Here is a 23,794-nt window from a genome sequence, read left to right as displayed (position 1 = left end):
GTTTCATATGCTGGCAATCGGCCTGATGTCCGGCACGTCGCGCGATGGAATCGACGCGGCGTTGATCGAAACCGATGGGGAAGGTGCGGTGAAGCCAGTCGCTTTTCACGCCATGCCCTATGATGAGGGGTTCCGGGTGCGGCTGGCCGAAAGCTGCGCGCGGGCGATGGCGATGGACGCGCCGGGGTTTGAGCCGCTGATTGCGTCGGTGGAGGCAGAGCTTACCGAACGGCATGTCGAGGCGGTGGCCGACCTGCTGGGGCGCAGCGGGCATATTGCGCAAGATGTCGGCGTGATCGGCTTTCACGGCCATACCGTGGCGCACCGGCCCGAACGACGCTGGACCTGGCAGATTGGCGATGGCGCGGCGCTGGCGGGCGTATTCGGCATAACGGTGGTCGCAGACCTGCGCAGCGCGGACGTGGCGGCAGGCGGGCAGGGTGCGCCGCTGATGCCGGTCTATCATCGCGCGTTGGCCGCCGGGCTGGACAAGCCGGTGGCGGTGTTGAACCTGGGCGGGGTGGCCAATATCACCGCGATCGGCAGCGATGGCGCGCTGGTCGCGTTCGACACGGGCATGGCGAGCGGGCTGATCGACAATTGGATGCAGGCGCAGGGCGATGCGGCCTATGATGCGGGCGGAGCCTGTGCGGCGCGGGGCGCGGTGGATGAGGCGCGGCTGGCGGCGATGATGGCCGATCCCTGGTTTGCCCTGCCCCCGCCCAAGAGCATCGACCGGGAGGCGTTCACGATTGATGCAGTGCGTGGCATGACGCTGGAAGATGGTGCAGCGACGCTGACGGCTTTTTCCGCAGCGGCGGTAGCGCGGGCCGTGGCGCATTTGCCGGAGCGTCCGCGCTGCATCCATGTCGCGGGCGGCGGGCGGCATAATGCGACGCTGATGGCCATGCTGGCGCAGCGGACGGGCGTTGACGTGCGGGCGGTCGACGCGCTGGGATGGGATGGCGACGCGCTGGAGGCGGAGGGTTTTGCCTATATGGCGGTGCGGCGGCTGGCCGGGTTGCCGATCAGTTTTCCGGGGACGACTGGCGTGCCGGTGCCGATGACGGGCGGGGTTCTGTTTCCGGCGGCCTGATGGGGGATACCAGCGATACCAGAACAAAACTGACGATCATCAACAGATACCAGGCGCCCATTTTCATCGGTGATACCATGTGCCAACCACTCGCCTGATCGGGATAGGTCCAGGCGTTGGCGAAGGTGCCGATATTTTCGGCAAACCAGATGAACAGGGCGACGAGCAGCCAGCCGAGCAGCAGCGGCATGGCGCGGTGACGGTGGAGGGGGCGGAACCAGATATGGCAGCGCCCGAACAGGAGCGCGATAATGACGAACAGCGCGATGCGAATGTCTGGCAGCCAGTGGTGCGCGAAGAAATTGATGTAGATGGCAGCGGCAAGGGCGAAGCTGGTCCAGCGCGGGGGATAGGCGGTGAAGCGGAAATCGAAGATGCGCCAGACGCGCGCGATATAGCTGCCCACGGCGGCATACATGAAGCCGGAAAAGAGCGGCACCGGGCCGATATGGAGCAGGCTGGATTCGGGATAGATCCATGATCCCGCCGCTGTCTTGAACAATTCCATCACTGTGCCAACGATGTGGAAGATGGCGATGACCGCGACTTCGCGCCATGTTTCCAGCCGCAGCACGATCATGCCAATCTGGATCACCAGCGCGCAGAGCGTCAGGAAATCATAGCGGTGCAGTGGCGCTGTGGCAGGATAGAAAAGATGCGTGCCAAGCAGCAGCGCGAGCATCAGGCCGCCGAACAGGCAGGCCCAGCCCTGTTTGAAACCGAACATCGCAAATTCAAACGCATGGCCGCGCCAGCCCGGCGCGACGGCGGCCTGTTCCAGCGCGTGTCGGATGCGGGCGAAACGGGTCTGTTCGTACATTCAGGCGGATGCTTCGTGCTGGCCAAAGCCGTCAGGGGTTTCGGACGGGCGTTGCCGGATCCAGCGGCTGGCGACCCGTTTCGTGCCGGATCGCACGGGCATACCGGCATGTTCGGTCAGGGGGTTCGGGCGGCCATCGGCCAGGCAGTTGGCGAACAGAAGGCCATCGCCCTTGCGCCCGCGATAGGTGATGTCGAGGCGCCTGAAACGGGTTTCGCCGCCGTCATACTCATCGTTGAGATAGACGAGCAGCGTTAGGCTGCGTTGGTTCGCCAGACCGGGAACGGCGTCGAGATGGGCGCGATATTGCTGGCCGGGGCGGTAGCGCAGGATTTGCAGCACTTCGCCCTGTTCGACCTGTGTGCCACTCGCGGCCGCCAGGCGCCGGTTGATGGCGTGGATGGCGGGCCATTCGGACACGATGGGAAAGCCCGCCGCATCGGAATCGCGGATCGGATCGGCAACGAAGCGCCCTTGTCCTTCATGGAAGATGAGGGCGGGGCGCAGGCGGTGGTCCGAAAGGTCAGTGAGCAGATCACATTCCGGCGCGCTTAGCAGGCCGGGGAAGGCGTGGATGGGCGGTGTTTCGTGCAGGGAGTGCGGGGTGGGGATGTGCAGTGGGTCGCCCGCCGCGTCGATGGCCATCGCAGCGATCAATGTCCTTTGCCGTGTAGCCAATATGTCCCGATCCACCCATGCGTCGAGCAGGGCCAGCGCCCCTGCCCAGTCGCGCGCGCCGCCGGTGCCGGTGGCCAGAAACCCGCCCAGCATCCGGGCAGCGCCGACATTTCCGGCCTGTGTCGCGGCGTTCAGGTCCGCGCGGGCGGCAGAAAGGTCGCGGGGCATAAGCCGACCTTCGACCTGCCAGAGCGCACGCATCGCCAGCGCTTCGCCGTCGGCCTGTGCGCAGGCGGTTTCGACCAGCGCCATCGCCGACGCGCCATCGCCGCGACGGAGCAACGCCAGCGCCTCTGCCGCAATCGAAGCCATCAGCGTTTGCGGGTGAGTTCGCGCATTGCCGCGTCGATCCCCTCGATCGTCAACGGATACATGCGGTCGTTCATCAGGTCGCGGATGATGCGAGTCGACTGGCTATAGCCCCAATGCGCCTGCGCCGCTGGATTGAGCCACACGGTCGCAGGATAGGTATGGGCGACCCGTTGGAGCCAGACCGCGCCTGCTTCCTCGTTCATATGTTCGACCGATCCGCTGGGGTGCGTGATTTCATAGGGACTCATCGCGGCGTCGCCGACGAAAATCACTTTATAGTCATGGGCATATTTGTGGAGGATGTCCCATGTCGGGGTGCGTTCGGCAAAGCGGCGGCGATTATCCTTCCACACGCCTTCATAGAGGCAATTGTGGAAGTAGAAAAATTCCATATTCTTGAATTCGCCGGTCGCGGCGGAGAAAAGTTCCTCGCACAGCTTGATGAACGGATCCATCGATCCGCCCACGTCCAGAAATAGCAGCAGCTTGACCGCATTATGCCGTTCGGGCCGCATCCTTATGTCGAGCCAGCCCTGCCGCGCGGTGCCACGGATGGTTTCGTCCAGATCCAGTTCCTCGGCCGATCCTTCGCGGGCGAAACGGCGCAGGCGGCGCAGCGCCACCTTGATGTTGCGGGTTCCTAACTCTTTTGTGTTGTCGAGATTGGCGAAGTCGCGCTTTTCCCACACTTTGATCGCGCGCTTGTGCTTGCTTTCCCCGCCGATGCGGACGCCTTCGGGATTATAGCCGCCATGGCCGAAGGGGGACGTGCCGCCGGTGCCGATCCACTTGTTGCCGCCCTGATGCCGGCCCTGCTGTTCCTCCAGCCGCTTTTTGAGCGTCTCCATAATCTCGTCCCAATCGCCCAGGGACTTGATCTTCTCCATCTCTTCGGGGCTGAGATATTTTTCCGCGACCAGGCGCAGCCATTCCTCCGGTATTTCTGCCTCTACGCCTTCGTTGCCCAGTACGCCTTTGAAGACCTTGGCGAAAACCTGGTCGAAGCGGTCGAGCAGCCCTTCATCCTTCACATAGGTCGCGCGGGCGAGATAATAGAAATTATCCGGCGTCCGGTCGATGACGTCGCGATCCAGCGCTTCGAGCAGCAGGAGATGTTCCTTGATGCTGGCGGGGATGCCCGCTGCACGCAGGGCGTCGAGAAAGTTGAGGAGCATGAAGTTGCTTTTCGGCCAGCGCGCCGCGCGATGCAAGCCGGGGCTGCGATGGCCTGTCGCATTGGGAGGGCGGAATATTAAGTGTTGCAGCGCATGGTTAATCCGTCACACTCGATATGATCGAAAAGAGACGGGGCGCGCTTGGAAAACAGGGACTTGTTGGCCGACCTTGGGGAAAGATCGGGCGACATCGCATTGCAGTGCAGCGAGACGGCCGGGTATCTCAGCCGCCTGAACCGGCGCATCCAGCGCGATTCGACGCGCCTGTCGGATTTGCAGGCGAATATGGACATGCTGGCCGCCAGCCAGAATGAAAGCGTCGCTGCGGCACAGGAATTGAGCCTGACGGCGCGCCGCGCGGGGCGCATCATCGCGGACGGGCATGACGTCGTGACGCTGTCGCTGGGCGAGGTCGCGGGGCTGGTGGATCATGTCACGGGGCTGGAAGGGCATTTGCGCCAGTTTTTGACGGTGATCGGGGTGGTGGGGGATATTTCCGACCAGCTGGGCGCGATTGCGCGGCAGACCCGCCTGTTGGGCGTCAATGCCGCGATCGAGGCGGCACGGGGCGGCGAAGCGACGCAGGGCTTTGCGGTCGTGGCGGACGAGATACGGCGACTGGCCGGGCAAGCGGGCGAATCGGCCGCGTCGGTGGGTGACAAGCTGGGCCAGCTGGACCGGGACGCCCGCGCGTTGATCGGCGGCGTGGAAGCCAATATCGTGCGGGGGCGCGACGTTGGCGGGCATATCGACAGGTTGCGGATGACCATGGCGGAAATCGCATCGCTGGTAAGCCAGTTTGGCGAGCGGTCCGGAGCCATCGTGACCTGCACCGATGCCGCCGATGGCGATGTATCGGCGTTGCGCCAGGGACTGGCCGCGTTCAGCCAGTCGGCTGGCGAAAGCGCGGTGCGAGTCGACATGGCGCGCGGGCAGCTTGAAGCGCTGGAAGGCATGGCCAACGACATGCTCAATACCGCCGCCCATGGGCCGCAACGCACGCGCAACAGCCGCTACATCGCGCTGGCGGAGGAAGGCGCAGAGGAAGTGACCGAGCGGATCGAACGGGCCATCGCCGACGGCGCGCTGCATCTGTCCGACCTGTTCGACAATGATTATCGCATGATCGAAGGGTCCGATCCGCCGCAATATGCCACGCGGCTGGCGGATTTCGCCGATACGGCGCTACGCCCGATGCTGGACCGGCAAACGGGTGAGGACAGCGCGATCGTGGGGTGTTGCCTGATCGACATGAACGGTTGGCTGCCCACGCATATCAGCGCGCGCAGCCAGCCGCAGCGACCAGGAGAGCGGGCATGGAATATGGAACATGCCCGCAACCGTCAGATGTTCATGGACAGCCAGACGCGCCGGGCGCTGGACGGAGAGGGCGACTTTTTCCTGTTCACCTATCGCCAGGATCTGGGCGAGGGGCGTTATCGGGCGCTGCGCAGTGCGTTCGTGCCGCTGATCTTCGCAGGGAAGCGCTGGGGACTATATGAGGTGGGTTACCTGATCTGACATCATTGACGCAGCCGCTCGATCGCCTGCGCCAGAGCGACATAGAGCTTACCCATGTCGGACGAGAGAATGGCGACGCCCAGAGCATTGCCGTCGCGGGCCGACAAAATGATCCGCAGCATCCCTTCGAAATCATGGATGTAGCGGTTCACATGGTCGCGGAATTCGGCGTCATTGTCATAATGGAGCGCGATTTCACGGGATTCTCCGGCGTCCAGCAGCTTGACCGCGCGCCGCGTGAACACACCGCGATCCCCCTTCAGATAGGCGGACCAGGCGGAATCGGTAACGTCGTTGGACAAAATCTTGGCCACGTCGATCGCCGTGCTGTTGAGCGATTCGATCAGCAACGCCGAACGGCGGGCGAAATGGTCGCGGTCGCGGGTTTCGGATGCGCGTTCGGCTTCCTCGATCCGCTGTTCCACACTGGCGCTGGTGTCCGCTATCGTCAGTAGCTGACGGGTGAGGCGTTCGGACGCCTGATGCGCGGCCTTGACCGCTTCTTCGGCCACGCGGGCGACCTGTTCGATCTGCGCGGTCACTCTGTCGCCCAGCGCATCCTGCATCGCCTGTTCGCTGGCGTCGGCCAGTGCCTGCGCCGCTTCGGGAATGGCGCGGCCCAGCGCCTGACGCGCGCGTTCGGCGGCCTGATCGGCTGTGTCCTTGACCCGGAGCAGGGCGGTGATGAGGAGTGGCCCGGCGCCTTCGGTAATCCGTGTCGCGTCCTGATGCGCGCCGTCAAGCGCGATGCGCAGCCGGTCGACCAGATCGCGATTGGCCTCCAGCCCGCCCTGCGTGCTTTCCAGCCATTCGGTCAGGCGGCTGCCCTGGCCGCGCAGCAGTTCTTCGGCTTCCTCGGCACGGCCGACCAGCGCCTGCGAAATGGCTTCCAGACGCTCCATTTCGGGTGTCGTATTGCCCAGCAGCGCGCGGCTCTGTTCTAGCCGGGCGTCGAAGCGGTCGAGTGTGCCGGGATAGGTTTCGTCCAGTTCACGCACGCTGGAATCCAGCGCCACGAGCAGGTTTTCGGCGCAGCCGATCAACCGTTCGGCATTCAGCCCACCTGCCGCGAGCGCGCCGTCGATCCGCTGGGTTTCTGCCGTCAGCCGGACCAGCGCATCGGTCAGCCGCTGGCTCCGCGCCAGCGCGCTGTCCTCCAGCGTGGCGAAGCGGCTTTCGGTTGCTTCGATCGTGTCGTGCAGATTGGCGTGCAGGCCGGACATCAGCGTCCGTTGCCCTTCGACCATGTGGTTGATGTGATGCAGGCGGCTTTCGACGTCGCCGATCGTGTCGGCAAGGCCCGCAACGGTGTCCCGCCCGATGGCGTCGAGCGTGTCGTGCGAGCGGGCGATCAGGCCGTCGAGCGTGGCGGATTGCCCGGTCAGGCTGGCGTCTGTCAGGGCAAGAGTCGATTGCGCCCGCGTGAGCGTGGCGTCCAGCCGCGCGCGCAGGTCGATCTCTATCGCGTTCATGTCACGGCTCAGAGTGTCGAGGGCGCTCTGGCTGGCGCTGCCTATGCCCGCCTGCGCGGCGGCGACCAGCGCTTCGAGCGCTTCGGCGCGGCGTGACAGGCCATCGTCAGTGGAACCAAGCGTCGCGCGCACATTTTGCAGCGCGACTTCCATGCGTTCGCGCATGTCCGCCTGCGCGCTGTCCAGATCGCGGGCGAGCGTTGCGCGGATGCTTTTGCTGGTGTCGGCGACCCCGGCCTGCGCCGTGCCGATCAGGCCGGTCAGGGCGGAGGATTGGGTTTCCAGTAGCTGGCGGCTGTTTTCCATCGCGTGCCGCGCGCTCTGGCTCGTCGCTTCGATGCGGTTGGTGGCAATGTCGGCCAGGCCAGTGACTTCCTCGCTCGCGGCGCGAGTCGATTCCTGCAACTGAGTGAGTTGGCTCGACAGGCTCTTGGTCGCGGACAGGGTGCGGGCGCGCGCGTCGTCCGACAATTCGGCCAGCGCGTGCAGGCGCGTTTCGAGCGTGTCGATCCGTTCGGCCAATGCATGGCCATTGTCCATGATCTGCGCCGCCATGCGGCCAGTGCGATCTTCCAGTTCGGGAATCGAGCCGATCAGCATGTCCATGCGCGCGATCAGCGCGGTGCCGGCGCGTTCGGCGGCATCGGCGCGTTCGGCCGTGGTTTGTGCGCGCGAGGCGATCAGTTCGGCCGATGCTTCCATATTGCTGCTGGCGGCGGCGCCATAGCTGTCGAGCAGTTCGGCCTGATCCTGCATCGTCTGCCGCGCCGATTCGAGCTGGGTCGCGATGCGGGCTATGCGCAGTTCGAGCAGATCGGTTTCGGTGCGCAGGGCGCGCGCGGTATCAAGGTAACGCCGCGATTCGGAGCGGCTGTTGCGGATGAGCAGCAGATAGGCGAGCGCGAGCAGGATGAGCGGCGCGACCAAAGTGGCGACAGCACCTGCCCAGAGCGACGGGCCAGCGGCAAGATCCCCCGAACTGATGATCGCCCAGCCGGCAAAACCGACCCAGCCAAGGCCCAGCAGCGACAGGGCGATGCGCACCCGCCCCGTCCGCCTGTCGCTGTCCTGACCGTCTGAATCGGGGTCTTCCAAATAGGGTTCATCCAGGTCCAGAACGCTTTGATCCAAAAGGAGGATGTCATCCGCCTTTGCCTGCGTTCCTGTCGCGGTCGATGGATCGCGCCAGAATTCGACGATTGTGCTGCCCCCTGTCATATTGCCATCCTAGCATCTTTTCCGCGCGCGGAAATGCCCTGTTACCAAAACTTAACGCAATCCCGGTAGCGTCTGTCGCATGTCTTATGATCCCGGCGCCCTTCATGCAGCCCTTTCCGCGGCCGTCGGCGACGACAGCGCCCTGATCGCCGACCTGCGCGTCGCGTTCATGGAGAGCGCGGAACGGCAGGTCGACCTGCTGAGCCGGGCGCGGTGCGACGCGAACTGGCAGTTGGCGGCATGGCGGTTGAAAGGTCTGGCCGCGAGTTTCGGCGTTACGGCGCTGATGGTGCTGGCCGACGAAGCGGCGGAGGCTGCACCGGGGGATCCGCGCGCGTTGCGGCGCGTGCGCGCGGCGCTGGCGACGCTGCAACAGGACTGAATCTGCGTTCCTGCACGGCTTTGCTTGCGCGAAGCGTTCCACCTTGCGAAAAGGTCGGCTGAACAACAATCGGGTCGACTAATTCAGCATATGGGTTTTGCCGCTATTTTGAGCGCCAGTCGGGCGTGTGCCGATTCGGCCGCAGGGTTGCGGGCGAGCTTGCATTTTGCCGGTCAGACGCTGGTGGAATATCAGGCGCGACAGGCCGCGCAGGCGGGGGCGGACCGCATCATGATATTGGTCAGCGTCATCACGCCTGCCCTGTCGCAGGCAGTCGATCGGCTGAGCGCGGACGGAATCGCGGTCGCTTTGGTGCGGGACATGGTGTCGCTGGTGCGTGATGCGCCGCGCGACGCCGACATATTGCTGGTCGCCGATGGCGCGATCGTATCGCAGGCCCATGTCGAGGCGATGGGTGCGATGGAGGGCAATGCCCTGTTAGTGACGGACGACAGCCGGGCCAGCACGCCGTTCGAGCGGATCGACGCGGGGCAACGCTGGGCGGGGCTGGCGCGGATCGGCCCGGCGTTGCTGTTCGGCACGATCGATATGATCGGGGATTGGGATTTATCGCTGACGCTGGTGCGTGCGGCGGTGCAGAAAGGCGCGCGGCGCGTCACCGTGCCACAGGATGATCTGATGGAGGGGCGCGTGGCGCTGGTCGACAGCCAGCAGCAGGCGGACCTGGTGGCGCAGGCAGTGACGGCGGCGGGCGTTACCAACGGGCGGTCACGGGGAGGGGTGGAACATTATGTCCTTTCCCCCCTGGCGCGGATGATCGGCCCCGCGCTGATGCGGATGCAGGTGCCAGCCATGCAGGTGCGGGTCGCGGCCATTGCGCTGGGCGCAATCGCGCTGGTGCCGATCCAGCTCTTATGGACGCTGACCGGATTTTGCCTGCTGCTGCTATCCCTGCTGTTGGCGGAAGTGGCGGATCGGCTGGACGAACTGGCGCTGCGGTCGCCGCCCACCAACGGGCTGGCCTTTGCCGCGCCGGTGCTGGCGCTGTTAGGCATGGTGCTGGCAGGGGGCAGCACGATGGCGGCGGACCTTGCGCTGTTGCTGGGCATCATGCTGGTGGCGGACCGATGGCGGCGGACCGGCCATGCGCGGCCATGGATGATCGTGACGCCCGGCACGGTGCTGCCCCTGCTGATTATCGCTGGCCTGTTCGGGATGTTGGCGCAGGGGTTTCGGGTAGCGATGCTGGCGCTGATCGCTTCGGCAGGGGCCATCATCCTGCGTTCGCGCGACTGACGATTTTTAGCTGTCAGGGTTTAGTGCATTTTAAGGACGTGGGATTATGGTCGCCCCCATGAGCGCCTATTCGTCCCTTACCGGAGCGGCCATGATGGACAGCTGGCCGATGGCGCGGGTCATGGCCGGCATGTCCGCCGTGCCTGTCGACCATGCCATCGACCTGGCGTTTTTCTTTCCGATGGAAGATCGCGTCCGCCACGATGCGCTGATCGCGGAGACGCGGCGGCATCTGGGCGGATGCCTGACGACGATCGAACTGGCGTTGCGGGCCGCGATCGACGCAGAGCCTGTAGTTGCGGCGGCGCTGGATCGCTGGCCGGACCCTTTATGCTGGCGCAGCGTGCGGATGCAGCCGACCCTGATCAGCCCTTCCCTGCTGGCGCATATGCAGATGCGGGCGGGCGTCAGTTTGATGTTGCGCCAGTCGGGGCAGCCCGATGGCGAAGGCGATCCGGGCGGAATGGCCGACGAGTTGCTGCGCGTCGATGATCCCGACCATGGCGACGCGGTGATCGCGCTGGCGCTGGCGCAGGGACGATGGATCGCGCGCGGCGGTGAGGATCAGCCGATGCGGGCGGATGTTCCCGCCGAATATTTTGCCGAACTGGTGTGGACGGCGGCGGCCTGCCTGGCCGCAGTCATGCAGCGCAGCGTGCCGGATGCCGATGACGCGCTGATCGGCCTGTTCGAAAAGGCTGGCTGGGCATTGCTGGCCGATCATGATGAAGGGGCCAGTCCGCTGGCGCAGGCCGACCGGCTCGTCCGGCAACTGGGCGACCGGGCCGATGCGCCCGAATTGCTGGGCGGGGCGCTGGGGCAAAGGCAGTTTCTGCTGTTTGCCGGGCTGGCCGCACGCCGCGTGCGCATGACGATTGCTCAGGTGACGGATATTCTGGTTGTCGGACCTGTGGCGCAGGTGGCGACGCTGTGCCGCGTGCTGGGCGGATCGGACGCCGATTATCGCCACTTGCTGCTGGCGTTGCGGCCGGTGCGGCCTTCACTGTCGGACGCAGCGATCGTGCGGGAAGCCGAAGCTTATCAACAGTTGAGCGAAGGGCAGGCGGATGCCGCTGCCACGGGCCTGCGGGCGCCCGTCGCGTTCCGCGCGAAGCTGGACCATCTGCGCCGCATCGCTGGCGAAGGCGGGGCCGGGGTCGGGGTCGGGCGCTGGTGAACATGCCGTCCCATCCGACCATCATTCGTGCATCGGTATCGGCTCAAGGCGTACTGACCAGCGCCGACGCGCCTTTGCTGGCGTTGCAGCGCGAAGCGGGGGGCGACATCGGCGTGGCGCTGGCCATTCCGCAACTGGCCGCGATCGCGCGGCTTTCGATGCGGTTGCGCATTACCGTGTCCCGTCCGGTCATCGCCGCGACGGACCGATGCGATATCGACATGTGGGTGCGGGCGCGGCCGGAGGGCGAGGGTGTAGCGCTGTCGATCATCGACTGGCACGAGCGGCCCGTCGTCACCGCGCCGATGAGTGGACGCGACAGCGATATTGCCGCGCTGTCCGAAGGCTGGACCTGGCAGGTCGATACGCAATTGCAGTTCCAGATGATTATGGAGGGGCGCGATCCGGCGGGGGTGCCGCCGTCCGATCCGCCGGTGCCGGGCAGCCGTTTTTCCAGCTATTTCCAGCTTCAGGCCGATGAGGATGGCGATATGGCGTTGCTGCGCGGCTTTGCCCAGCGGCGTGCCTTTCGCGATCAGGAAGCGGCGCTGGCCAGCGATCCGTCGCGGCTGTTCCGGTTGTCCGCCTATCCCCTGTTCGACCTTGGCGGGCAGTTGGTCGGTTATCGCGGCACCGCCTTTCCGGTCGAGCGCGGCGTTACTGCGCCGATGGCGCAGGACGCGCCGATCACGCTGTATCCGGCCGAGTTTGGCAAGCGGCTCGACCGTTCGCTGCGCCAGCCGCTGGGGCGGATCATCGCCAACGCCGATACGATCAGCGCGCAGATGGATGGGCCGTTGCGGCCCGACTATGCAGGCTATGCGCAGGATATTGCGTCGGCGGGGCGGCATTTGATGGCGCTGGTCGACGATCTGGCGGATTTGCAGGCAATCGACCGGCCCGATTTCAGCGTGATGACCGAGGACGTGGACCTGGCCGATCTGGGCCGTCGTGCCGCCGGGCTGCTGGCGGTCAAGGCGATCGACCGGCAGATTGCGATCACGGCCCCCGCGCCGGACGCAATGGTCATGGCGAGCGGCGAATTTCGCCGCGTGTTGCAGATATTGGTGAACCTGATCGGCAACGCCATCCGCTACGCGCCCGAAGGCAGCATGGTGCAGGTCATGGCCGAGCAAAGCGACGGAACGAGCCGGATCATGGTGGTCGATCAGGGGGCGGGCGTCGCCATCGCGGATCGAGAGCGGATATTCGAGAAGTTCGAGCGGCTGGGCCGCGACGATGCAGGCGGCAGTGGCCTCGGCCTCTACATCTCCCGCCGTCTGGCCCGCGCGATGGGCGGCGACATCAGCATCGGCGGAGAGCCGGGCGAAGGCGCGCGCTTCATCCTGAGCCTGCCTGCGCTGCCCTGACAAGCGGCGGCAACGAAAAACGGCGCCCTGTTACCAAGGCGCCGTTCCTCTAAAAACGTCGATGCGCGTTTGGCTTAGCGCTTGTCGACCGCGACATAATCGCGCTGCGCCGGGCCAGTATAGAGCTGACGCGGGCGGCCGATCTTCTGCGCTGGATCGGAGATCATTTCGTTCCACTGCGCGACCCAGCCGACGGTGCGGGCGAGCGCGAACAGCACAGTGAACATTTCGGTCGGGAAGCCGATGGCCGACAGGATCACGCCCGAATAGAAGTCCACATTGGGGAACAGCTTCTTTTCGATGAAGTAGGGATCGCTGAGCGCCAGCTTTTCCAGTTCACGGGCCACGTCGAACACGGGATCGGTCACGCCCATGGTCTTGAGGACGTCTTCGGCCGTCTTTTGCATCACGGTCGCGCGCGGATCGTAATTTTTATAGACGCGGTGGCCAAAGCCCATCAGGCGGAACGGATCGTCCTTATTCTTGGCGCGGGCGATATATTCGGGGATGCGGTCGACCGTGCCGATTTCACGCAGCATGTTGAGCGCCGCTTCGTTCGCGCCGCCATGGGCCGGACCCCACAGGCAGGCAATGCCCGCCGCGATGCAGGCGAACGGATTGGCACCCGACGAACCGGCGAGGCGCACGGTCGACGTCGAGGCATTCTGTTCATGGTCGGCATGAAGGATGAAAATCTTGTCCATCGCGTCCACGATCACAGGATCGGGGATATAATCTTCCGCCGGGACCGAGAAGGTCATGCGCAGGAAGTTGGCGGTGTAGGAGAGGTCGTTGCGCGGATAGACGAAGGGCTGACCCACCGAATATTTATAGGCCATCGCCGCGATTGTCGGCATCTTGGCGATCAGGCGGTGGCTGGCGATCTTGCGCTGCACCGGATCGTTGATGTCGGTCGAATCATGGTAGAAGGCCGACAGCGCGCCGACCACGCCGACCAGGATCGCCATGGGATGCGCGTCGCGGCGGAAGCCACGGAAGAAAGCCGACAGCTGTTCATGCACCATGGTGTGGCGCGTGATGGTGCGGGTGAAATCGGCCAGTTCGTCGGCGGACGGCAATTCGCCGTTCAGCAGCAGATAGCAGACTTCCATGAAGCTGGATTCTTCGGCGAGCTGGCCGATGGGATAGCCGCGATGCAGCAGGATGCCTTCGTCGCCGTCGATATAGGTCAGGCCCGATTCGCAGCTGGCCGTCGAGGTGAAGCCCGGATCATAGGTGAACATGCCGGTATTGGCGTAGAGCTTGCGAACGTCGATGACCTGAGGACCGACCGTGCCGTCCATGACGGCGTAGTCCTTGGTTTCCCCTCCAACGGTCAAAGTGGCATTGTTATCCGACATATTTTTCTCCTTGAGTGCCATCAACTAGACCGATGCGTGCCCCACAGCGGTCAGTCGTTCCAAGCTCTCCTCTTTCCCCAAAAGGAAGAGGACATCGAAAATCCCCGGCGAGACTGTGCGTCCGGTAAGCGCCGCCCGAAGCGGTTGCGCCACCTTGCCCAGCCCCAGGCCGGCATCCTCCGCCACGCGGCGTATTACGTCTTCGATCGCTTCGACCGTCCAGGTCGGAACGGTCGATAGAGCGTCGGCTGTATTCGCCAGCAGCGCGCGCGCCGATTCGTCTAGCAGAGCCGATGCCTTTTCGTCAAAATCCAGCGGGCAATTTTTGAACAGAAATTCCGCGCCCTCCGCAATTTCGTTAACGGTCTTGGCCCTTGGCTTGAGCGAAGCCATCGCATCGCCCAAAAGTGGGAGACCGTTTTCAGGCAAGATGATGCCCAGACGCGCGGCGACCCGTGGCGCGACCAGCGCGGCGAGGCGGGCATCATCGGCTTCGCGCAGGTAATGGCCGTTGAGATTTTCCAGCTTCTTGATGTCGAAGCGCGATGGCGAGCGGCCGACGCCCGACACGTCGAACAGTTCGATGGCGCGAGCGAGCGGGATGAATTCTTCGTCCCCATGGCCCCAGCCAAGCCGCAGCAGATAGTTCAGCACCGCTTCGGGCAGCATCCCCATATCGTCGCGATAAACGTCCACCCCCAGCGCGCCATGACGCTTGGACAGTTTCGCGCCGTCCGACCCGTGGATCAGCGGGATATGGGCATAGACGGGTTCTTCCCACTGCATCGCCTTGATGATGCCAAGCTGGCGGAAGGCGTTGTTGAGATGATCGTCGCCGCGAATGACATGGGTGACGCCCATGTCGTTATCATCGACCACCACCGCCAGCATATAGGTAGGCGTGCCGTCCGACCGCAGCAGGATCATGTCGTCCAGTTCGGCATTCTGCACGACGACGCGGCCCTGCACCGCATCCTCGATCACCGTTTCGCCTTCGCGTGGTGCCTTCAGGCGGATGACATAGGGCGCGCCTGCGGGCGCTTCTTCCGGTGCGCGGTCGCGCCAGCGGCCATCATACCGCATCGGCTGCTTGGCGGCGCGCTGTTCTTCGCGCAGGGCGGCGAGTTCTTCGGGCGTGGCGTAGCAGCGATAGGCGTGGCCGCCTTCGAGCAGTTGATTGGCGACTTCCGCATGGCGCGGGGTCCGGGCGAACTGGAACACAGGTTCCTCGTCCCCGCCAAGGCCGAGCCAGTTCAGGCCGTCGAAAATGGCGGCAACCGCTTCGTCGGTGGAGCGGGCGCGATCGGTATCCTCGATCCGCAGCAGGAATTTGCCGCCATGATGGCGCGCGAACAGCCAGTTGAACAAAGCGGTGCGGGCGCCGCCGATATGCAGGAAACCTGTCGGGGAGGGGGCGAACCGCGTCACCACCGGCTTGTTCATTCCCGTTGCACTTGCCGTCATATTCCCTGACATTCGCCTTGCTGACCCATGGATGTGACGCCCCCTAGCATGGCTTTTGAGCCACGACAAACCTCCCTTGGTCGGGGGATCGGCGCGGGCGCGCGCGGCGGATTTGCGCGGGTGGAATGCTGGCTGGAAAATGAGCGGGAGCAAGTGCCGCTTTGGGTGCCGGTGGGACTGGGCGCGGGTATTTCCGCCTGGTTTCTGTTGCCCGATGCGCTGGGGTGGATGGCCTTTTGCTGCGTGGCGCTGGGGCTGGCCTGTGCCGGGCTGTTGCTGCCCGAAGGCGGGCGGTTGCGACGGATGATCGTGGCGGGCGGGATGCTGGCGTGCATCGGTTGCGCGCTGGTGTGGGGCAAGGCGATGCTGGTGGGGGAGCCGCCGCTGGCGCGCGCGTTGTTCGCGACGGTGACGGGGGAAGTGGTGTCGGTGCGCCCGGTGCCAGCGCAGCAGATGGTGCGGGCGATGCTGCGGCCCGTCGATGCGCCAGCGCTGCCGGGGATGATCCGGGTCAATATTGCGGAGGATGATGTACCGGCGGGGCTGGGTGAAGGGGCAGTGATCCGCTTTCGCGTGCGGTTGATGCCGCCCGCGCCGCCCGCCGTGCCGGGGGGTTATGATTTCGCCGCGCGCGCCTATTTTCAAGGGATCGGTGCGACCGGCAAGGCTTTGAAGCCAATCGCGTTGCTGCGTCCGGCCAGTGTCGCGCCGTCTTTACGGGCGCGTTTGTTCACGCACATAGCCGGGCAGGTCGATGGCCCGGCGCAGGGCATTGCGATTGCGCTGGCGACCGGGGATCAGGGCGCGAGTGCCGAGGCGGATGCCGAAGCGATGCGGCGCAGCGGGCTGGCGCATCTGCTGTCGATCAGCGGGCTGCATGTGACGGCGCTGATCGGGGCGGTGATTTTCCTGCTGATGCGGGTGATGGCGCTGAGCCGCCGGGCGGCGCTGGAGTGGCCGTTGATGCTGATCGCGGCAGGGGGCGGAGCGCTGGCCGGGATCGGATACACGCTGTTGACCGGAGCGGAAGTGCCGACGGTGCGGTCGTGCGTCGCGGCGTTGCTGGTGCTGGGCGGGCTGGCGATGGGGCGGGACGCGATTACGCTGCGGCTGGTGGCGTCGGGCGCGCTGGTCGTGCTGGCCTTCTGGCCCGAAGCGGTGGCGGGGCCGAGTTTTCAGATGAGCTTTGCCGCCGTGACGGCGCTGGTCGCGCTGGCGGAGCATCCGGGGTTTCGGGCCTTTGCGGCGGCGCGGGACGAGGGGGTGATGCGCAAGGGGATGCGGGTGCTGGCCGCGACGTTGATGACGGGGATCGCAGTCGAACTGGTGCTGATGCCGATCGCGCTGTTTCATTTTCACAAGGCCGGGATGCTGGGGGCGTTCGCCAATATCATCGCGATTCCGCTGACGACGTTCGTGGTGATGCCGCTGGAGGCGCTGGCTTTGCTGTTCGATCTGGCGGGGTTGGGCGCGCCATTCTGGTGGCTGACCGAACGGGCGCTGGGCCTGTTGCTGGTGCTGGCCCATGGCGTGGCGGCGCAGCCGATGGCGATGATGGTGACGCCGGCCATGCCGGGATGGACGTTCGGGGTAACGATCGGCGGGCTGTTGTGGTGCCTGTTGTGGCGCAGCGGGGGGCGGTGGCTGGGGCTTGGCGGGGTTGTGGTCGGTGTGGCGGCGATGCTGATGCAGTCGCCGCCTGACCTGCTGGTGACGGGCGATGGCCGCCATGTCGTGGTGCGGATGGCGACGGGGCGGATGGCGTTGCTGCGTGCCGGAGCGGGAGATTATGTGCGCGATACGCTGGCGGAGAGTGCGGGCTATGACGGGCCGCTGGATGCGCTGGCGGGTTTGCCGGAGGCGCGCTGTTCGGCGGATTTATGTGCGGCGCGGGTACGGGCGGGCGAGCGGACATGGGCGGTGTTGATGACTCGCAATTCCATGTTCGTGGAGCGGGTGCAGTTTGAGAAGGACTGCGCGGCGGCGGATATCGTGATCGCCGACCGGGGATTGCCGCGCTGGTGCAGGCCGCGCTGGTTGAAAATCGACCGCCGGTTGCTGGCGCGGACGGGTGGCGTCGCCATCAACCTGGCCAATGGTTCGGTCAGGACGGTGCGGCAGCCGGGCGACGCGCATCCGTGGATCGCGCGCCCAGCACCGCGCCGTAACTTGGCCCGTCCTCAGTTATAGCGGCGCAGCAGTCCGGCCAGCTTGCCCTGAATCCGCACCTGATTGGAATCATAAAGTTGCGGTTCATAGGCGCTGTTGGCCGGGTCGAGCCGGACCCGTGGCCCTTCGCGGCGGAAAAATTTGAGCGTGGCTTCATGCTCGTCGATCAGGGCGACGACGATCTGCCCTTCGCGGGCGCTTTCGGTGCGCTGGATCAGGGCGAAGTCGCCGTCCAATATGCCCGCTTCGATCATCGAATCGCCGGAGACTTCGAGCGCATAATGATCGCCCGCGCCGAGCAGGGCGGCGGGGACGGAGAGCATATTCTGTCCTTCCATCGCTTCGATCGGAACACCTGCCGCGATGCGGCCGTGCAGGGGAATTTCGATGACGTCATTGGCCGCCGTGGGCAGCATCGGCAGGCTGGGCGCGGCTTTGGGTTTTGCCGGGGCAGCGGGCGTGCGGTGCATGGCGTCGGGCAGTTTCAACACTTCGAGCGCGCGGGCGCGGTTGGGCAGGCGGCGAATGAAGCCGCGTTCTTCCAGCGCGTTGATGAGCCGGTGGATGCCGGATTTGGAACGCAGGTCGAGCGCGTCCTTCATCTCCTCGAACGAGGGGGACACGCCGCCTTCATCCAGCCGGGTTTGAATGAAGCTGAGCAATTCCTGCTGCTTGAGCGTCAACATGACTGCGGTCCTTCCGTGGAACGTATGAAGAACAGTTAGTAAACGGAACGGGGCAAGTCAAGCGCCGCTGCAACCCGTCGCATTTGCGGGAACGAGATGGGGGCAAGGGGGTTTTGCGATCATGCTGCCGACAAAAGAGACAGCAAGATGGACATAGAGAGTGATGATGCCCCAAATTCCTTACCCTGCTAACGATCGGCACCGGACAGACCATGACGCCAATCGTCGGCGTTGGGGAAATGGCGTGCGATTTCAGGAAGGTGAGCGGCAATTTGGCGATCGCGACCATCGCGAGGATATGGTCGGAGAAAGACAGCATTGCTGACATATATTTGTGGCTAAAGCGGGATTATCGTGACGCTTTCGCCTTGCGCGGCGGTTGGTGATCCGGCGGGGCGGTGGATGAGGCAATCGGCCATGGCGAGGGCGGCAGTGGCGGCGCTGTCCTGTGACGTTACCGTAACGATTCCATCCTTGCCCTGACGTGCGCGCAGATAATCGTCGCGTTCGGCGGTTTGCGGCAGGGGGGAAGCGAGGCGCGCTTCGAGCGTTGGCGGCAGCGGATCGTGCGCGCCCGACAGGTGGCGGACGAGGGGCAGCAGGAATAAAGTTGCGGTGACGAAGGCCGATACGGGGTTGCCTGGCAGGCCCAGGAACAGCGCGCTGTCCAGCCGACCGGCCATCAGTGGCTTGCCCGGACGCATGGCGATCTTCCAGAAATCGAGCGTGCCGCCAGCCTGAGCGAAGGCGGGGCGGACCAGATCATGATCGCCGACCGATGCGCCGCCAGTCGAAACGATGATGTCGGCCTGCTTTGCGCGGGCGAGAGCGGCGACCATAGCGTCCAGATCGTCCGGCACGATGCCCAGATCCATCACATCGCAGGGTAGCGCGGCCAGCAGGGCGGCGAGCATCGGCGCGTTGGAGGAGGGCAGGCGGCCCGGTGGGGTTGGTGCGCCGGCCGGGACGAGTTCGTCGCCGGTCGAGATCAGCGCGATGCAGGGGCGGCGGCGGACGGGGAGCTGGCCATGACCGCCCAGTGCCGCCAGCGCGATCTGTGCCGGGCCGAGCCGTGCGCCTGCTTCGAGCAGGGGCGCACCATTCCCGAAATCGGATGCGGCGGGGCGGACGTGGCGGCCCGTGGCCAGCGTGCCGTCGATGGCGCGAAGCAGGTCGGCTTCGACGGCGGCATTTTCCTGAATCAGGATGGCGTCGGCACCCGGCGGCAGAGGCGCGCCGGTGAAGATGCGGCAGGCTTCGCCGGGGCCAAGCGATGCGGGGGGCGGGCCACCGGCGCTGCTGGTTGCAGTGATGCGCCAAGGGCCGGGTTCTTCGGCCGCGCGCACGGCATAGCCGTCCATCGCGGACAGAGCGGCCCATGGCTGGTCGCGCAAGGCGATTATGGACTGCGCCAGCCAGCGGCCGGTGCAGGCGACGAGCGGAGTTTGCTCTGCTGGCAAGAGCGTTGCCAGCGCGAACAGGCGGGCCTGGGCTTCGGCTACCGGCAGCAGGCTCATGGGGTGCGGCGCCAGTCGCCCGATTTGCCGCCGGTCTTTGCGATCAGGCCGATATTGCCGATCATCATGCCCTTATCGAGCGCTTTGGCCATGTCATAGACAGTGAGCAGCGCGACCGATGCGGCGGTCAGCGCCTCCATTTCCACGCCCGTCTGCCCGGCGGTGCGGGCAGTGGCGGTGACGGTGACGCCCGTGGCGTCGAGGGCGAAATCCACGGTGACGGCGCTGAGCGCGATCGGGTGGCAGAGCGGGATGAGGTCGGCGGTGCGCTTGGCCGCCATGATGCCCGCGACCCGCGCGACCGCCAGCACGTCGCCCTTCTTGACGAGGCCCGCCGCGATAGCGCTGGCAGCGTCGGCGATCATGTCGATCCGCCCGGATGCGACGGCTTCGCGCGCGGTTACGGCCTTGGCAGAGACATCGACCATGCGGGCCGCGCCGTCTTCGTCCAGATGGGTGAGGCCGGTCATGCGCCGGTGAGGAGATTGAGCGTTGCGGCCTCCACGTCGGGCTGGCGCATCAGTGTTTCACCGACAAGGAAACAGCGCACGCCATGGTCGGCCATGGCGGTGAGGTCGGCATGGGAGGTCAGGCCGCTTTCGGCGATGAAAGTGCAGCCTTCCGGTGCCTTCCCCACCAGTTCGTAGGTGCGGGCGAAATCGACGGTGAAGTCGCGCAGGTCGCGATTGTTGACCCCAATGAGGCGCGAGCGCAGTTTCAGCGCGCGCTCCAGTTCGGCTTCGTCATGCACTTCGATCAATGCGTCCATGCCGAGGCCGAGCGCGGTATCCTCTATGTCCTTCATCTGCGCATCGTCCAGCGCCGCGACGATGATGAGGATGGCGTCCGCGCCGAGCGCGCGGCTTTCGAGGATCTGCCAGGGATCGACGATGAAATCCTTGCGCAGGACGGGCAGCGCACAGGCGGAGCGGGCGGCCATGAGATAATCGTCATGGCCCTGAAAATAGGGTTCGTCCGTCAGCACCGACAGACAGGCCGCGCCGCCCGCCGCATAGGCGATGGCATGGGCTGGCGGATCGAAATCGGCGCGGATCAGGCCTTTTGAGGGGCTGGCTTTCTTGATTTCCGCGATCAGGCCGAAGCCGGACAGGGCGGCATCGTCCAGCGCCTTGCGAAAGCCGCGCGGGGGCGTCTGTTCCGCTGCGCGGGCGTAGAGCGACGAAACGGTGGTAGCGGCCTTGCGATGGGCGACATCCTCCCGCTTGAAATCGCAAATCTCGATCAGCTTGTTGGTCATGAATAGGCAATCCAGCAATTGAGCAGAGCGTTGGCAAGGCCACGGTCGATGGTTTCGGCCGCTTCCTCGACGCCTTCCTTCAGATCGGCAACCGCGTCGGCCACGACAAGGGCGGCGGCGGCGTTGAGCAGCACGGCGTCCCGATATGGCCCCGGTTCGCCTTGCAACAGGGCGCGCAGGGCGGCGGCATTATGGGTGGCGTCGCCGCCCCGGATCGCTTCGACCGGATGAGTGGACAGGCCAAGATCGGCTGCGGACAGGCGGCGCATGGCGATGAGGCCGTCGCCGGTCACTTCGGCCAGGTCATTGCCTCCGGCGAGCGAGAGTTCGTCCAGCCCTTCGTCGCCCGACACGATCATGGCGCGGTCCACGCCCAGGTCGCTCAATGCCTGCGCATAGATGGGGACATAGGCGGGGCGGGCGATGCCGACGAGCTGGCGACGGACGCGCGCGGGATTGGCGAGCGGTCCCATGAGATTGAAGATAGTGCGCTCGCCAATGGCGCGGCGGATGGGGCCGAGGCGCTTGAGCGCGGGGTGGTAATTTTGCGCGAACAGGAAGCAGATGCCGAGGTCGGCGAGGGTTGCTTGCGCCGTAGCGGCGGCGCGATCGAGGTCGAGGCCGAGGGCTTCGAGCGTGTCGGCGGCTCCGGCCTTGGACGATGCGGCGCGATTGCCATGTTTGGCGACCGGCACGCCGGACGCGGCGACGACCAGCGACACGGCGGTCGAGACGTTGAGGGTGTGATGGCCATCGCCCCCGGTGCCGCAAACGTCGATCGCGCCCGGTGGCGCAGTGACCGGGATCATGCGGGCGCGCATGGCACGGGCGGCGGCGGCGATTTCGGTCGCAGTTTCGCCACGCCGGGCCATGGTGACGAGGAAGGCGGCGATGTCCTGTTCGGCCAAGTCCGCGTCAAACAGCAGGTCGAAGGCGCGGGCGGCGGTCAGCGCGTCGAGCGGCGCGGCAGGATCGGGCAGGCTGGTCATCGCGATTGGCCTTAATCGCGGCGGGGCGGATGAGTCGAGGGGGTATGCAGTTTTCCCCGGCGCACGCGGGCGGTTTGTTACGCCGCTTCGCGCGCCCGCACCGGGATGCCGGCGATTTTCAGGAAGTTGGCCAGCATGTCATGGCCATGTTCGGTGGCGATGCTTTCGGGGTGGAATTGCACCGAATGGATCGGCAGCGTGGCGTGACGGAAGCCCATGACCGATCCGTCTTCGCTGGTGGCGTTGACGACCAGTGTTTCGGGAATCTGCTCCACGATCAGCGAGTGATAGCGGGTTGCCGTGAAGGGCGAGGGGAGGCCCGCGAACAGGCCGGTGCCGTCATGGGTGACGGGCGACGTCTTGCCGTGCATCAGGCCGCCGCGCACCACTTTGCCCCCGAAATGCTGGCCGATCGCCTGATGGCCAAGGCATACGCCCAGCAGGGGCGCGCCCGCGTCGGCGCAGGCGGCGACGAGATCCAGGCTGACGCCCGCTTCATTGGGAGTGCAGGGGCCGGGCGAAAGCAGGAACGCCTTCGCGCCGCTGGACAAGGCTTGTCCGGCGGAAATGGCGTCGTTGCGGACGACTTCGACCCGCGCGCCCAGTTCCATCAGATAATGGACCAGGTTCCAGGTAAAGCTGTCATAATTGTCGATGACGAGGATCATGGGATCGCTTTAGCGTGCGATTGCGCCGGGGGGAAGCGGAAGTCGATCAGGGTGTCGCCGGTGGCGTGGCCGGTAGCGTCGAAGCGGCGTTCGATGATCTGGCCCTGTCCGGCGGTGTCGATGGCGACGATGGTGCTGCACCGCGTGCCGTAGAGGGAATCGCGGATGAAGATGGGGGAGGTTTCGTCGCCTGCCTGCGTGGCAGGCAGGGTTTCGGTGCGGAGGGGATCGAACAGGGATTGCGGGGTGTCGGGGTTGGTCGTCAGCCATTCGGCAAGCGCGGCTTTGAGCGCCAGCGTCTTGGGCCAGGGGGCGTCGAGCGTGGCGTTGGACAGGCCATAGAGGCCGGGGGGCAGGTGCGTTCGGCGCGGGGCGGGATGGTTGGTCAGGAAATGGGCGGTCTGGTCGTCGATCAGAATGAGGTTGAAGGGGTTGAAATCGTCCAGCGCGGATGGTGGCGCATCGGCATAGGAACCGTCGCCCGCCAGCAGGTCGGCGACCAGTGCGCCGCGCGAGGCGCGATCGGGCGAGCGATCGCCATGGCCGCGCAGATTGGTGACGATGGCGACACGCCCGGCCGTCGATACGCCCAGCCAGGTGCCACCCGATTGCAGGTCGCGTCCGGCGATGACGCCCGGCCGGTCGGGCCAGGGGGCAAGCGGTGCGGCGGGGCGGGCGTGATATTCGTCCCGATTGCCGATCAGCAGCAGTTGCCAGCGCGGATGAGCGGCCCATGCCATGGCCATGATGCACATGTCGTTTGCTCCCTTTTGCGCGAGTGACTTGATAAATGGCCCGCGCGGTTCCATATAGGTCGGGCCGGGTTCGCCCGGCTATGGTGATAAATTGTGTCGTATAATAGACGCAGCGGACCCGGGGGCAGTACCCGGCGTCTCCACCACATGCCCCGCTTTGAGCGGGGTGTCTGACGGGGGCGAACTAGGATCGACGTGTGTTCAAAGGCGATATTTTTACCCGGCCCGTGTAAGCCGTTAAACTGTGCAAAACTCACAAGTGCCAACGATAACGAAGCACTCGCCATTGCAGCGTGAATGAGGGCCTAACGGCCTGACTTCATTCTAAAATAGCGCGGTTGAACCCACCGGGCAACAGAAGGGAATTCAGCGGCTTCCGGGAGGGCCGGGCAACAGAACCTCCCGGACCTGTCTTTTTTGTCGGTTTAACGCGCAACGGCGTCGCATCA

General features: G+C 65.3%; 20 protein-coding genes and 1 other RNA gene. 8 read left to right on the top strand and 13 right to left on the bottom strand.

The window, feature by feature from the left end; translation table 11 throughout:
- The first annotated feature begins 7 nt into the window (after positions 1-7).
- A complete protein-coding gene (locus tag SPBM01_RS04985; RefSeq protein ID WP_188064279.1) occupies positions 8-1,096 on the top strand; it encodes an anhydro-N-acetylmuramic acid kinase in 1,089 nt (362 codons plus the stop codon).
- On the opposite strand, the gene SPBM01_RS04980 is transcribed toward SPBM01_RS04985, so the two are convergent.
- Genes SPBM01_RS04980 through SPBM01_RS04970 form a run of 3 tightly spaced genes read right to left on the bottom strand, consistent with a single transcriptional unit; the run spans position 1,029 to position 4,081 of the window.
- Complete coding sequence (locus SPBM01_RS04980; protein WP_188064278.1) at positions 1,029-1,916, bottom strand: DUF817 domain-containing protein; 888 nt, start codon at positions 1,914-1,916, stop codon at positions 1,029-1,031. The two genes, SPBM01_RS04985 and SPBM01_RS04980, sit on opposite strands and share 68 nt — an antisense overlap.
- Positions 1,917-2,906 carry a 2OG-Fe(II) oxygenase gene (locus tag SPBM01_RS04975; RefSeq protein WP_188064277.1) on the bottom strand — a complete coding sequence of 330 codons (990 nt, stop codon included), beginning with the start codon at positions 2,904-2,906 and terminating at the stop codon, positions 1,917-1,919.
- Entirely contained in the window at positions 2,906-4,081 is a 1,176-nt protein-coding gene (locus SPBM01_RS04970; RefSeq protein WP_188064276.1) for a vWA domain-containing protein, read from the bottom strand. The genes SPBM01_RS04975 and SPBM01_RS04970 overlap by 1 nt, the downstream gene beginning before the upstream one ends.
- 156 nt (positions 4,082-4,237) lie before the next feature.
- Here SPBM01_RS04970 and SPBM01_RS04965 point away from each other — a divergent pair, with 156 nt between their 5' ends.
- Positions 4,238-5,602 carry a methyl-accepting chemotaxis protein gene (locus tag SPBM01_RS04965; RefSeq protein ID WP_188064275.1) on the top strand — a complete coding sequence of 455 codons (1,365 nt, stop codon included), beginning with the start codon at positions 4,238-4,240 and terminating at the stop codon, positions 5,600-5,602.
- Between the two features lie 2 nt (positions 5,603-5,604).
- Here SPBM01_RS04965 and SPBM01_RS04960 read toward each other — a convergent pair whose 3' ends face one another.
- Positions 5,605-8,292, bottom strand: coding sequence for a hypothetical protein (locus SPBM01_RS04960; RefSeq protein ID WP_188064274.1), 2,688 nt, complete (start codon positions 8,290-8,292; stop codon positions 5,605-5,607).
- Between the two features lie 79 nt (positions 8,293-8,371).
- Between SPBM01_RS04960 and SPBM01_RS04955 the strand changes: the two genes are divergently transcribed.
- The 4 genes from SPBM01_RS04955 (at position 8,372) to SPBM01_RS04940 (ending at position 12,478) form a co-directional block, all read left to right on the top strand.
- The gene (locus tag SPBM01_RS04955; RefSeq protein WP_188064273.1) at positions 8,372-8,674 is read left to right on the top strand and encodes an Hpt domain-containing protein; all 303 of its coding nucleotides are present in this window, start codon (positions 8,372-8,374) and stop codon (positions 8,672-8,674) included.
- Positions 8,675-8,764: 90 nt separating this feature from the next.
- Complete coding sequence (locus SPBM01_RS04950; RefSeq protein ID WP_188064272.1) at positions 8,765-9,931, top strand: hypothetical protein; 1,167 nt, start codon at positions 8,765-8,767, stop codon at positions 9,929-9,931.
- 46 nt (positions 9,932-9,977) lie between these two features.
- Positions 9,978-11,108 carry a DUF2336 domain-containing protein gene (locus SPBM01_RS04945; protein ID WP_262504327.1) on the top strand — a complete coding sequence of 377 codons (1,131 nt, stop codon included), beginning with the start codon at positions 9,978-9,980 and terminating at the stop codon, positions 11,106-11,108.
- Positions 11,105-12,478: a sensor histidine kinase gene (locus SPBM01_RS04940; protein ID WP_188064270.1), complete on the top strand. Its 1,374-nt coding sequence runs from the start codon at positions 11,105-11,107 to the stop codon at positions 12,476-12,478. Before SPBM01_RS04945 ends, SPBM01_RS04940 begins: the two co-directional genes overlap by 4 nt.
- 74 nt (positions 12,479-12,552) lie before the next feature.
- Here the strand turns inward: SPBM01_RS04940 and gltA are convergent, their stop codons facing one another.
- Both gltA and gltX read right to left on the bottom strand, forming a co-directional pair.
- Positions 12,553-13,839 carry a citrate synthase gene (gene gltA / locus SPBM01_RS04935; protein WP_188064269.1) on the bottom strand — a complete coding sequence of 429 codons (1,287 nt, stop codon included), beginning with the start codon at positions 13,837-13,839 and terminating at the stop codon, positions 12,553-12,555.
- Between the two features lie 24 nt (positions 13,840-13,863).
- Positions 13,864-15,282, bottom strand: coding sequence for a glutamate--tRNA ligase (gene gltX, locus SPBM01_RS04930; RefSeq protein WP_188065558.1), 1,419 nt, complete (start codon positions 15,280-15,282; stop codon positions 13,864-13,866).
- Between the two features lie 69 nt (positions 15,283-15,351).
- Between gltX and SPBM01_RS04925 the strand changes: the two genes are divergently transcribed.
- Positions 15,352-17,493, top strand: a complete 2,142-nt coding sequence (locus tag SPBM01_RS04925) for a ComEC/Rec2 family competence protein (RefSeq protein ID WP_188064268.1) — start codon at positions 15,352-15,354, stop codon at positions 17,491-17,493.
- Here the strand turns inward: SPBM01_RS04925 and lexA are convergent.
- From lexA to SPBM01_RS04890, 7 genes are all read right to left on the bottom strand, one after another.
- The gene (lexA, locus tag SPBM01_RS04920) at positions 17,484-18,158 is read right to left on the bottom strand and encodes a transcriptional repressor LexA (RefSeq protein WP_188064267.1); all 675 of its coding nucleotides are present in this window, start codon (positions 18,156-18,158) and stop codon (positions 17,484-17,486) included. The genes SPBM01_RS04925 and lexA overlap by 10 nt on opposite strands.
- Positions 18,159-18,496: 338 nt before the next feature.
- Positions 18,497-19,675 carry a gephyrin-like molybdotransferase Glp gene (glp, locus tag SPBM01_RS04915; protein WP_188064266.1) on the bottom strand — a complete coding sequence of 393 codons (1,179 nt, stop codon included), beginning with the start codon at positions 19,673-19,675 and terminating at the stop codon, positions 18,497-18,499.
- Positions 19,672-20,145, bottom strand: coding sequence for a cyclic pyranopterin monophosphate synthase MoaC (moaC, locus tag SPBM01_RS04910; RefSeq protein ID WP_188064265.1), 474 nt, complete (start codon positions 20,143-20,145; stop codon positions 19,672-19,674). The genes glp and moaC overlap by 4 nt, the downstream gene beginning before the upstream one ends.
- On the bottom strand, positions 20,142-20,933 hold the full coding sequence (gene trpC, locus SPBM01_RS04905) for an indole-3-glycerol phosphate synthase TrpC (protein ID WP_188064264.1): 792 nt from the start codon (positions 20,931-20,933) through the stop codon (positions 20,142-20,144). Before trpC ends, moaC begins: the two co-directional genes overlap by 4 nt.
- Complete coding sequence (gene trpD, locus SPBM01_RS04900; RefSeq protein WP_188064263.1) at positions 20,930-21,922, bottom strand: anthranilate phosphoribosyltransferase; 993 nt, start codon at positions 21,920-21,922, stop codon at positions 20,930-20,932. The genes trpC and trpD overlap by 4 nt, the downstream gene beginning before the upstream one ends.
- 77 nt (positions 21,923-21,999) lie before the next feature.
- On the bottom strand, positions 22,000-22,590 hold the full coding sequence (locus tag SPBM01_RS04895; RefSeq protein ID WP_188064262.1) for an anthranilate synthase component II: 591 nt from the start codon (positions 22,588-22,590) through the stop codon (positions 22,000-22,002).
- Positions 22,587-23,345, bottom strand: a complete 759-nt coding sequence (locus SPBM01_RS04890; RefSeq protein ID WP_188064261.1) for an NRDE family protein — start codon at positions 23,343-23,345, stop codon at positions 22,587-22,589. The genes SPBM01_RS04895 and SPBM01_RS04890 overlap by 4 nt, the downstream gene beginning before the upstream one ends.
- 24 nt (positions 23,346-23,369) lie before the next feature.
- On the opposite strand from SPBM01_RS04890, the gene ssrA reads away from it, so the two are divergent.
- Positions 23,370-23,714, top strand: a transfer-messenger RNA (tmRNA) gene (gene ssrA / locus SPBM01_RS04885).
- Positions 23,715-23,794: the final 80 nt, after the last annotated feature.

Origin of the sequence: Sphingobium sp. KCTC 72723 (assembly GCF_014280435.1) — a bacterium.
Taxonomy (GTDB): Bacteria; Pseudomonadota; Alphaproteobacteria; order Sphingomonadales; family Sphingomonadaceae; genus Sphingobium.
This window is presented reverse-complemented; position numbering and strand designations above follow the sequence as displayed.